The 12,144-nt window shown below is 45.3% G+C and carries 9 protein-coding genes; 2 read left to right on the top strand and 7 right to left on the bottom strand.

What is annotated here, in order from left to right; all coding sequences use genetic code 11:
* Positions 1–70 precede the first annotated feature (70 nt).
* Together HQN88_RS35460 and HQN88_RS35455 are read left to right on the top strand one after the other, a co-directional pair.
* A complete protein-coding gene (locus HQN88_RS35460; protein ID WP_173121123.1) occupies positions 71–925 on the top strand; it encodes a helix-turn-helix domain-containing protein in 855 nt (284 codons plus the stop codon).
* 130 nt (positions 926–1,055) lie between these two features.
* Positions 1,056–1,958 (top strand): haloalkane dehalogenase, encoded by a 903-nt coding sequence (locus tag HQN88_RS35455; RefSeq protein ID WP_173121121.1) that lies wholly within the window; start codon positions 1,056–1,058, stop codon positions 1,956–1,958.
* Between the two features lie 10 nt (positions 1,959–1,968).
* Here the strand turns inward: HQN88_RS35455 and HQN88_RS35450 are convergent, their stop codons facing one another.
* The 7 genes from HQN88_RS35450 to HQN88_RS35420 form a co-directional block, all read right to left on the bottom strand.
* Positions 1,969–3,249, bottom strand: a complete 1,281-nt coding sequence (locus HQN88_RS35450) for an ABC transporter permease (protein WP_173121119.1) — start codon at positions 3,247–3,249, stop codon at positions 1,969–1,971.
* Positions 3,242–4,147 carry an ABC transporter ATP-binding protein gene (locus HQN88_RS35445; protein WP_173121157.1) on the bottom strand — a complete coding sequence of 302 codons (906 nt, stop codon included), beginning with the start codon at positions 4,145–4,147 and terminating at the stop codon, positions 3,242–3,244. The genes HQN88_RS35450 and HQN88_RS35445 overlap by 8 nt, the downstream gene beginning before the upstream one ends.
* Before the next feature lie 104 nt (positions 4,148–4,251).
* Positions 4,252–5,877, bottom strand: coding sequence for an extracellular solute-binding protein (locus HQN88_RS35440; protein WP_173121117.1), 1,626 nt, complete (start codon positions 5,875–5,877; stop codon positions 4,252–4,254).
* 36 nt (positions 5,878–5,913) lie between these two features.
* Entirely contained in the window at positions 5,914–8,274 is a 2,361-nt protein-coding gene (locus HQN88_RS35435; RefSeq protein WP_173121115.1) for a helix-turn-helix domain-containing protein, read from the bottom strand.
* A gap of 146 nt (positions 8,275–8,420) precedes the next feature.
* Positions 8,421–9,302, bottom strand: a complete 882-nt coding sequence (locus tag HQN88_RS35430; RefSeq protein WP_173121113.1) for a carbohydrate ABC transporter permease — start codon at positions 9,300–9,302, stop codon at positions 8,421–8,423.
* Between the two features lie 10 nt (positions 9,303–9,312).
* Positions 9,313–10,269 carry an ABC transporter permease gene (locus HQN88_RS35425; RefSeq protein ID WP_216855928.1) on the bottom strand — a complete coding sequence of 319 codons (957 nt, stop codon included), beginning with the start codon at positions 10,267–10,269 and terminating at the stop codon, positions 9,313–9,315.
* 81 nt (positions 10,270–10,350) lie between these two features.
* A complete protein-coding gene (locus tag HQN88_RS35420) occupies positions 10,351–11,970 on the bottom strand; it encodes an extracellular solute-binding protein (RefSeq protein WP_173121109.1) in 1,620 nt (539 codons plus the stop codon).
* Positions 11,971–12,144: the final 174 nt, after the last annotated feature.

Below are 12,144 nucleotides of genomic sequence, written 5' to 3'. Positions count from 1 at the left end.
TCATGACGATGTGCCGCTATAGCGTATAATGGTGTCAGATCCTGTACGAAAGGAGAACACTCATCGCCATATGTTTATCCAAAGATATTCGCCATCACTGATCCTACGCCCCTACATCGAGGCCATCATGGTGCAAGATGATTTCAACGCGGTTAATTTTTCCAACCGGAATTCGGTTAAAGTATTGCCGAGTACCATGACAGTGATCGGTATTCAGTACGGGCAGCCGATGAAATTACTGGAAAATCATAAGAGCATCCCCATGAGCTCCAGCGGCATCACCGGTATGCATGCAACAGTAAAGGAATATCTGGGAACGGGTGCAATTGGAACTGTTATCATTTCGTTCAAGCCAGGGGGTTTGTCTCATTTTACCCGATACCCCATTCATGAATTTCAAAATGCAGATGTATCTTTGGATCTTGTTTTCCCTCCCAAAGACGTACGAGAAATGGAAGAAAAACTCGCAGAGGCGTCCAGTGCGACGGAACGAGTGGATATCGTACAGCAATTTCTGTTGTCAGCACTACGGGACAATGTGGATGAACTACTGATTCAAACAGCTGCACAGGCAATCATACGGCATCAGGGCTCGCTGTCGATTGAGCGCTTGGCCGCGCAATTGTATGTGAGCAAACGCACGCTGGAACGCCGATTTAACACTCTGATCGGCACCTCACCCAAACAATTCGCAGGCATAGTCCGATTCCAGCAAACAATCCGGTTACACTATGCAGGTTATGATTATCTAGATATCGTACAAGCTTGCGGTTACACGGACCATGCCCATTTGAGCAAAGACTTCAAATCGTTTGCCGGTACAAGTCCCGAGCAATTTTTCCGCAGCGAGGTTCAACCGGAATTAAAACGATCCCTTCATGACAACGAACCCTTGTCCGGCCCCAGCGAACACTTGTATTATTGAATATTTGCCAACCTACAAGCCGATCTCCTTGGTTACCGACGAGGTTGTCGCATTTTTACAATGAGCGGATTCGGGGAAATGTTACACTTGGTTTATCAACCGAACCTCAAACGAAGGAGCTGCTCCATCTATGTCTCATCTCGAAACGCTGCCCATTGGCAAGGAATACCCTTTTGAATCCCGTTACATGACGGTGAATGGCAATCAACTGCATTATATCGAGGTTGGAAGCGGCGATCCGGTCTTGTTTCTACACGGCAACCCCACTTGGTCCTACACGTTCCGCAATATCATTCCATACGTAGAAGAATCCCGTCGTTGTATCGCCGTTGATTTGATCGGCATGGGCCGCTCAGATAAAACGGGTATCGGCTGCACGTTCTTGGAACATGTCGATTATGTAACCCGGTTCATCGAGCAATTGGCGCTCGATAGCCTAACGCTTGTCGTGCATGACTGGGGCGCTGCCATTGGCTTGCAATATGCATCGAATCATCCGAATAAGATCAAGGCTGTTGTGATGCTCGAACCACAAGCATTGTATCCGAATATGTCCTGGTCCGATTTCTCTCCTCCCGAAGCGCAGCCATTGTTCCAAAAGCTACGCGATCCGGAAGAAGGATGGCCGTTTATGCGGGACAACAGCGTTTTTATTGAAGGCATGACGAATACCATCATTAACCGAACAATCAGTACGGAAGAGCTGGAGTACTATCGGGAGCCGTTCCGTAAGTTGGAGGACAGAAGGCCAATGTGGGTGTTCCCGAACCAAATTCCAATTGAAGGACACCCGTCCGAAGTTGTCGAAGCGGTGAACGCTCGCAATGCGTGGTTTACGATTACACCCGTGCCTAAGCTGCTCTTCTACGCGACACCAGGCTGTACCGTACGCGAGCCGCAGCTGGACTGGTGCCGGAAGCATTTGCTTAATTTGACCTTGTTTGATATAGGCAAAGGGTTCCACCATCTAGCAGAAGAGAATCCGCATGCGATTGGGCAGGAGCTGCAACGCTGGCTGCAACAAATCAATTAAGTTAGCCCCACTATCGATACGCACGCATCGCCTTGCGCAATTCCTTAAGTGTCGGCCGCTTGCCATACATCAGCACGCCGGTGCGGTAAATCTTCGCTGCCAGCCAAGCCATTGCTCCAATGGAAAGCAGTTGAATGATGATCGAAAGCGCGACTTGCCAGAACGGCGGGCTGCTCATTCCGATACGTAAGAACATAATCATAGGTGAGAAAAATGGCACGAATGACATCGTCACCACGAATGGAGCATTCGGATAGTTAAGTCCGAAGATCGCAATCATGAAAGCTGCTACGATGATATAGGTTACTGGCATAATAGCTGGCCCCACATCCTCAGTGCGGCTGACAAGCGAGCCTATTGCTGCGAAAATCGTCGCATAGATGAAGAAACCGAGCAAGTAAAAAATTAAAAAATAAACGATTAGTGATATTTCTAAATCGCTCCAACTGATATTTAGATCCTTGATGGCTGAGGCATCGCTAAATTGAATATTAAGGACAGAAACAGCGATTAATACAGCAATTTGTGCTAGCGCCAGCAAGCAAATACCAATAATTTTACCAAACATCTGCTTCAGCGGTGAGACGCTTGTAATCAGTAATTCCATGACGCGCGTGCTTTTCTCCGCTGTGATTTCCGTTGCAACGAGATTCCCAAACCCAATTGCACCCATGTAAAGCATGAAGAGTAGAATATAAACCAGTATATAAGACAACCTCATTTGGGACTCTGTTTTGCCCGTAACAACTTGGTCCGTTGTGGATATTTGCACGGTTTCCAACGACACAGGTGTTTGGATATCGGTTTTAAGCGTATCTGGCAGACCAGCTCCTTGTAGCACCATATCCGTCATGATTAGCTGAAGTGCCGTTTGCAGCTTATTTTTGGGTGAGGAATCCAGCGTTCCTGTGGATTTATAGCGCAGCTTCGGGAATCCGCCCTGTTTCCCATCCGTGAACTCTAAGTAGCCCTTAATCTTCTTATCGACGATTTGCTGTTTCCCATATGCCTCATTGGCTTCTACACTGCCTTGATCAGAAAGGGGTACAATTTGTATCTCTGCATTCGGCTGATTATTATAAAAAGCTTCTAATTTGGATGCCACAACCGCTTGTTGCGTACCAAACACCCCTATTTTCATCGCCTCATCGGAAGAAAATTGCTTAATAATCGTTGGAAGATGGATCAAAAGCGACATCAGGATTAGTAAGATGAGACTCATCACTTGAAACGATTTCGTGCGAAAGCGTGACAGGAATGTAAATTTAATGACTGTCCATATACTATTCATTTTGGCTTCCCACCTTCTGGATAAAGATTTCATTCAAGGTTGGCTCCATGATTTGAAACCGCTGAACAGATGACCGTTCCATGGCAAATTGGAGAATGCCCTGTGCTGCTTCTGGATGCGCGATGCGAATCTCGTACCCGTTATGCCCTTGGTTCACCGATGTTACGCCTTGAAGCTTCTCTAACCCCTCTACACTCGTCGCTATCTCCAGCACAACTCTCTCCTTCGGGAAGCTCGCTTTAATGTCCTTTAAGCTCCCTTGAAGAATCGTATTTGAGCGATGCAGCATACAAATATTCTCACAGAGCTCCTCCACATGCTCCATCCGATGACTGGAAAATAAAATCGTTTTTCCTTCATCACGGAGGCTTTTCACCGTTTTCTTCAGCAACTCAACATTCACTGGATCTAGCCCGCTGAAGGCTTCATCCAGAATAAGAATCTCGGGATTGTGAATGACCGCTGCAATGAATTGAATCTTCTGCTGGTTCCCTTTGGACAGCTCCTCAACCTTACGGTTGTAATAATCAGGAACCTCAAATCTTTCCAACCATATCTTCAAGCTGCGCTCTGCATCGCGTCGTTTCATGCCCCTAAGTTCAGCTAAGTATAAGATCTGCTCGCTAATTTTTACTTTGGGATACAAGCCACGCTCTTCAGGCAAATAACCCATCAAGCTGCGCAGCTCTTCCCGATATCCCTGTCCGTTCCACAATATGTTACCTTCATCTGGGTATATGAGTCCGAGTACCATCCGCATCGTTGTCGTTTTGCCTGCCCCGTTCGCGCCCAGCAAGCCATAAATCTCTCCTTGCTTCACTTGCAGCCCAATGCGATTCACAGCGGTTTTTTCCCCGTACTGCTTCGATACTTCTTGAACAACCAAAGGGTATGTCATCAACTGAGCTTGCCTCCCTCACGAATTGCTTACGCTTACTATTTTACATGAAAATGGAAAGATAATGAATTTCTTTGCACGTAAAACAAAAAAAAGAGAAGCCATCAACGCTTCTCATAGCGATTTAACGCTAACTTTTGGATCTCAATCGCACGATCAATTTTGGATGCTTTCATCTTACTTACGTAGCTATCGAACGCATCAAGCGGCTCGATGCCGAGAATAATCTTTAGAGACATCTCATCGACGAGTGTCATCACATCCAACATAATGGATGAAAACTCAGCACTCTCAAGTTCCGTCTTCGGAATTTGCGGTAATGTATACGATTCAACTTGCGTATCCGCCCAGATCCCAATTGCTTTCCTTTGCTCAGGCAAGGTGTAATATTGCTCCACATACCGAACATCCTGAACGAACGGCCCAAAATAGCTTGCTCTCGTATACATCGATAAGGCTTGCGAAGGTGCCAGCTTCTCTGGATTCCGCAGGATCCAATCCGTATAGGTTGGATAGCCGTCTTTCAACGTGTAGCTCGTTCCTTCAATCCCGAAATTAAAGAGCATATGACCTTCGTCGCTATATCCATAATCAAGTAGCTTGGCAGCCTCAGCCGCATGTTTGCTATTACTTGAAATGGCTACGCCTCCGGTACCGACATACGCGTAGCTTTTCTGCCCAAATTTAGGCTTATCTCCTTTATGCAAGACGGGGTAAGGAGCCGCAGCAAACAAAGCTGATTTATTTTTCTCCTCAACAAGCGGCTGCCATTTCCCAATACCTGCCCCCGCATTCCAAACCGTTGCTCCACTTCGGCCCGTTACCATATTGGAGTCCATTGTTTTGGTATCCACGGAAGCAATATTTTTATCAATTAATCCTTCCTCATACCACCCTCGGAACGTAGCCAAGAAGTCTTGGTAGCCCTTCTCCATGGGACCATACTTGACCTCACCATTCTCTTGATAGAAGCCTTTGCGAATCCCATATGCGCCTACAAAAGCACCGCCCTCAATTCCGAACAACGGATTCGGCACGCCAAGAAATGTCAACGGAGCTGCGATTCCTTTCTTCGCCTTGAACGCCTTGAGCACTGTATGCCACTCCTCTATCGTGGTTGGCACCTCTAGCCCGAGCTCGTTAAGCCAGTCCTGCCGGATAATGGGTCCTTGATACGTACGAAGCTTATCGTCACCGCGGATAAAAGGAAAAACGTAGTAGCTGCCGTCATCGGTCCGAATTTGCTTATCGATTTCGGGATGCTCCTTTAAGTACTGCTTCAAATTAGGCGCATACGTATCGATGACCTCATTCAGTCTCAAAATATAGCCATCTTTGATCGCCTTTTCCGGCCCGCCAGGGAAGCTGTCCCACTCGTACTCCATCATATCAGGCAAGTCGCCAGAGGCTAATAAGACATTCATCGCTTCTTTGGCTTGATTCGCAGACGGCTGTATGAAGGACAGCTGGACCCCAGTTCGTTTCTGCCATTCTTGGAAAAAGGGAATATCCTTGAACTTCGCTTTGACACTCGCGGCATTCCCATTCAACTCCGACCAATACGTCAGCTTTACAGCTGCGGACACAGACTGTTCCTTATCTTTGGCCGTAGATGTAGGAGTCCCTGACGGTGTCGTAAGATTCGTTGGGCTCTCAGATGAGCATGCCGTCAGTCCAAGCGTAATTATGATTAGAAGTAATAGTATCTTGCTGCTAGCTCGTCTGCTCATTCCGTTCCCCTCCCCGCATCAAATGGTCCTGCCTCATCAGTTCATTTCCTTATATTTCCCGGGTGTTATTCCCTCGTATTTCTTGAAAACTCGAATAAAGGTTGCCACTTCATTATAGCCAACGAGCCGCGCGATCTCCGAGATCGAATCTTGCTTATAGCTGATCATCTTCTTCGCTTGTTGAATGCGGTATTTCGTAATATAGTCGAGCAAGCCTTCACCTGTCTGATCCTTGAATAATTTGGATACATAACTGCCTCTTAAGGCAAAGTTTTCACCAATCGTATTCACATTCAAGTTAGCATCCTGATATTGTTCCTCAATGTATTGCATAACTTTCGCGATTAGCTCCCGCAAGGTTTCCGTGCGTTCTTTCGTCTGGTTCGCTTCTATTTTGGAGGCGGCAAACGCACATACCTCTCTGAGCAACAACTGCAGCTCTTGCTGCATTTCCAGAATGGTGTCGCAGGCAATGATTGAATCCATCCATAACGGGTTGTCCCCTAGCCATGGCTGCGTAGTTCCATCCCCAAGCTCATTCATCGCTTTCACCATCGTACCTACAAGATTAAAGATCAGACATCTGGCCAAAGTAAGCGATACCAGCGGCTTATCGAAATTGCGCCCCATAATCTCGTTCATGCTAGCCGAGGCTTGCTCAATATCTCCCGTTTTGATGAGATTAATAATTTGCTGCTCCACTTGGAGCGGATAATAATATCCCAGCTGCAGCTTATCTGCCGTGTCAATACGGATCTCATCGTAGGTGATGATCTCCCTTTTCCCTCGAACCATCTTATATTCCATCGCATCCAGCGCTTCCTTGTAAGCCTCAGCAACGCCAATGAGAGATGGGTGAACACCGCTGATGGATATCGTTAAATCCATATGAAACCGTGTCAGGAACCGCTGCGCCTCTGCAGCAATCCAATCCAGATCAACCTTCCGCTCTGCCGCATCCGTTTCTGCAAAGTTCACTAAACACACCATCATGTCATCAATCTCAGCTACATAACCAGCATGCTGGCGGTGACCGACGAGCTCTTCAACGACATTCGTGATAATGAATTGCATTAATTTTCGGCGTTCACTGATGTCCATACCTGGCAAATTCGTAGATATACTATCGGAATTCTCAACCGCAAACAGAATGACCGCGAAATGATTCGAAATCAAATCCATATGAAAGGTTTTGAACGCTTCCTCGTACGAAACGAGCGAGTCAATGCGCCCTTTCAACAACCGATTTAACATGTTCGATCGGAGCACGTGATGGTGAGATTGCAGCTGCATCGCGATTTGATCCTTCTCATTCCGCGTATGCGAGATCACTCTCTGAATAAAATGCAGTTCATTCCCATCTGCGCGTTCTTCAAAAGCATTTTTATCAGAAATCGATTGAACCAAACGTTGGATCGGTGAGTAGTTACGGCGCAGAAAGAACCAAGTTAGCACTGCTGCACCAAATAAGCTGATCAGTATGCTGATATAAGTAAACTTGCGGACATACTCCGCTTTTTCCCAATACATACGACTCGGAATGATCAGCACATATTTCAAATCAGAAACAGCCGATTGAATATAGAAAAGCTCTGACTCTCCATCCTGCGAAGGTTTATACGTGACATTATCCTCATCCTGCAATTGCTCCAAAATGAGATTCTTATTCACCGTCACAGGCACATTGGAGAGTAGAACTTGATTGTCATGATTAAGGATGACGATTTGTCCGCCGCTAAACCCTGAAATACTTTCGATTGCCTTCTCGAACCGTTCCCTATCAGCCATCACAACGACGGTACCTGTCTGCTTACCATTCAAATCCTTGGGCAGGTGTGTGACATACGCGATGGAGGAGGCAGATGGACCTGCATCTACACGGGGAAGGATCAAAAATTGGTTATTCGTAGCTTGGTGGATCGTATCCAGCCATTGTTCATACCGGAGGGTACCTGTATTGTGGATCGTATCAAAGGCTGTATGCAAATCTCGCATATTTCCTGGTCGGAGAATCGAAGCTTCCTGATCCCAAGTTACGTAGAACTCATCGATCGTCGCATGCGAGGTTTGATACATCCGAAACTCTTTCACGAGCTGAAAAGCCAGATATTGATCATCATTGGTTCGTACATTGGTGTACATCAAACTTTGAAGCTTAGCATTCCAAGTAATTTCCATATTCAACCGTTTCATTAAATCGAATAGCGTGTCGATTGTGTAACGGACTTGTTTCAGTAAGGAATCATTCGCACGATGAATTTCACTTTTTAGTGCATGACTAGACTGCGAATAGATGAGAATGCTCATCAGCATAGGCACGAATAATACGGCACTGTAGGATAACAACCAGGTAAATACAATACTTTTTCTTTTGGGCCAAAAAAATCGAAGCTTCACATGGATCTCCTCCCGCTGCGCACCTTGAAAATTCCTCTGAAGGGATTGTCTCCTTCACTCTATTATACCTCTGTTCGCAAGGGGAGGAATGTCCAAAATGACAAATCCAATTGATAAAAGCGCTACTAGGTCCCTATTTCCATGGGCTATCCCTTCAAAGAACCAACCATAACCCCTTTGACAAAGAAGCGTTGTACAAATGGATAGACACACAGAATAGGTAATGTTGCTACAACAATTGTCGCATATTTAATTGTTTCCCCGATCTGGAAACGATCGCCCGCATCAGCTCCGACGGACATGCCATCTGTTGAGTTGGAAATTAAAATCTCTCTGAGAACAAGCTGTAACGGGAAGAGATCTCGGTTTTTGATAAAGATCGAGGCATAGAACCAACCATTCCATTTATCTACCGCATAGTACAGAATCATGACGGCAATGACGGGCATGGACAGCGGGATGATGATTCGGAACAAAATCGTAAAGTGATTGGCCCCATCAATTTTGGCCGACTCCTCTAAGCTGTCTGGTATCGCCATAAATGCTGTTCGCATAATAATCAAATTAAATGTAGAAATCGAGAATGGAATAATCGTCGCCCAGAGGGTGTCGAGCAATCCTACATTTTTGACAATCAAATAAAGCGGAATTAAGCCCCCATGGAAGAACATTGTGATCACGATAATGATCATGAATGCCTTATTCCAGATCACATTTTTACGTGAGAGCACGTATGCGCCTAACGCTGTCATCAAAAGGTTAACAATAACACCAGCGACCACGATAAACATGGTGTTTCGGTAGCCGATGAGAATGCCAGGGTTTTTCATAACCCCTTTATAGGCTTCCCAACTAAAGCCAAGTGATTTATATAAAATCCCTTTGTGCGCAACTAATTCATTCGCATTACTGAACGAAGCAAAAAGTACGTAAAGCAACGGGTACAACGTAACTACTACCAGTAGCGTCAAAATCAAATGAATACCAATATCGAATAATCTTTCTACAAAACTAGGTCCTTTTCTCATCAACATCACCTCACCATAAGCTGCTTTCATTTACTTTACGACTAATGTAATTCGCTGTAATGAGTAGGATTAGATTGATAATGGAATTAAATAAGCCAACAGCGGAGCTGTAGCTCCATCCAAACTCCAGTAACCCTTTGCGATAGACGAAAGAAGAAATCACGTCTGCCGTTTCGTAACTAACAGGATTATAGAGCAAAATGATCTTCTCAAATCCTACGTTTAACAGATTACCCATACGCAAAATAAACATAATCGCAATCGTCGGCATAATGCCTGGCAGTGTGATATACATCATCTGTTTCCAGCGACTTGCACCATCCATACGTGCAGCTTCATACTGCTCTGTATCAATGCTCATTAACGCTGCAATATAAATAATAGATTCCCAGCCAATTCGTTGCCAAATCTCAGATAAAATATAGATCGGCCGGAACAACTCCGCTTTCTGCAGCATCGCTTGCCCGTCATACCCGAAGGACATTGCGATATTGTTAATGACTCCATCTGCATTCGTAAAGTCCGTAATAATCCCGCAAATGACGACAAGCGATATGAAATAAGGCATATATGTAATCGTTTGTGCGACCCGTTTGAAGGTCTTACTACGCACTTCGTTAATCAGAAGGGCCAAAATAATCGGAGCAGGAAACTCAAAAATCAAGGAGTATAAGGAGATGACCAGCGTATTTTTTAATATGCGCCAAAAGTAAAATGAACTGAAAAAATCATGAAAATGCTTAAATCCTACCCAATCACTACCAAGGATTCCCTTCATCGGTGAATACTCTTTGAAGGCAATTAAGGCACCATACATCGGTGCATAATGGAAAATTAGGTAATAAGCGAGCACAGGTACCATCATAAGGTACAAGTATTTATTAGCTATAAAATCACGGATATATCTATTTGTCCCCGTTCGTTGCTTCGTGAGCGTTACGTTTTCCAGTGGCTGTGTATTCGCCATCTCCATCCTCACCCTCTCACCAGTTTACTTGTAGAAGAGGGAGATCTCAGATCTCCCCACCTCTCCATTGCCAAATGAAACTTATCGCTTGTTATAGCGATCAAGTGCTGCTTGTTGAATCTCAATTGCGCGGCTTAAATTTAGTGACTTCATTTTATCCACATACTTCTCAAAGCCATCTACAGGCTCGTTGCCCAAAATGATTTTCAGCGTCATTTCATCCACCAACGTGTTCATATCGCCCATGATTTTCGCATATTCAGAGCTTTCCTCTGGCGTTGGTGTTAATGGTGGCAAGCTGTATTTGGCTGTATCGGTTTTCTTCCACACATTGATTGCATCGCGTTGCGCTGGCAATACAAAGAATTGCTCCGCATAACGCTTATCTTGGATAAATGGCCCGTTGTAGCTGCCGCGAATGTACATGGACATCGCTTGTGCAGGTGCTAACTTATCTGGATTCTTCATCAGCAAATCCGTATATTTCGGATAGCCATCCACCATTGCGTAGCTGACACCCTCTGTACCGAAGTTAAAGAACATGTGACCAGCTTCACTGTAGCCATAATCCAGCATTCTCACGGCTAGTTCTGGATTCTTCGACTTTGCTGTTACCGCGACGATGCCTCCAGAGGAATACGGATTATCCTTTTGACCAAATTTCGGCGTATCGCCTTTCTTCAATACCGGATATGGTGCGGCTACCAGCTGTGCTTTAGGATCTTTGGCCTGTATCAGTGGCTGCCATTTACCAATTCCGCCTCCAGCATTACCGATACTTGCCCCTGTCGCACCCGTAGCGAAACTACCGTCCAAGGCTTTGTTATCCACGGTAGCAATGTTCTTATCTAACAAGCCATCTTGAAACCATTGGTGGAACGTCTTCAAGTATTCTTTGAAGCCACTTTCCGACGGTCCGAATTTGATTTTCCCATTATCCAAATAGAATCCACGGTTCACGCCAAATGCGCCTAAGAATGCACCGTTGTACGATTCATTGAAAAATCTTGGTTTACTGATAAAGGAGAGTGGCGCGGCTGCACCTTTCTTCTCTTTGAATGCCTTTAATGTCGTTGTCCAGTCATCAATCGTTTCAGGAACAGGGAGACCTAATTCATCTAACCAGTCTTTACGAATCATCGGGCCTTGGAAAACCTGCAAGTACTCATCTCCACGAATGAAAGGGAAGGCATAGTAACTTCCGTTATCCGTTTTTACCATTTTGTCGACATCTGGATGCTCTTTGAGGTATTTCTTCAGGTTCGGCGCGTATTTATCAATCAAATCATTCAATTTCAAAATGTAACCATCTTTAATGGCTTTCTCCGGCCCACCTGGGAAATCACTCAGGAAATTGTATTCGATCATATCTGGGAGATCTCCGGATGCGAGCATCACGTTAAGCGCCTCTTTGGCTTGTCCCGTAGGCGGCGCTAAGAATTTAAGCGGTACACCTGTTTTCTTCTGCCACTCTTGGAAAAAGGGGACATCGGCATGCGTCGTTTTCACACCTGTTAAGTTCCCGTTCAACTCACCCCAATAGGTCAGTGTTTTATCGGTTGTCATCGGATACGTCGTCGCGGTAGTTGTAGCTGGTGACTGTGACTCACTCGTTGTTGTCGTTGATTCCGTCTTCGAGGAACAGGCAATGGCTGTACCCATCATCATGACAATCATGGTTGAAGCTAAAATTTTCTTCATTCGTTGACCCTCCACTACATGTTATGGTGAGATGCATCTCTTCATTAAGCGTAGTGGAATCCATGGGATTAACCTATGAGCAATATGAAGAATGGCATGGTCATTTCGTCATGCCCAATTGTTGATTTCAATAACACGATGGGCGAAATCACAAAATCAGCCCTTACATAGACA

It is taken from the genome of Paenibacillus qinlingensis, assembly GCF_013204845.1.
Lineage (GTDB): Bacteria > Bacillota > Bacilli > Paenibacillales > NBRC-103111 > Paenibacillus_E > Paenibacillus_E qinlingensis.
Note: the sequence above shows the minus strand (reverse complement) of the source record. Positions and strands in the feature narration are given on the sequence as shown.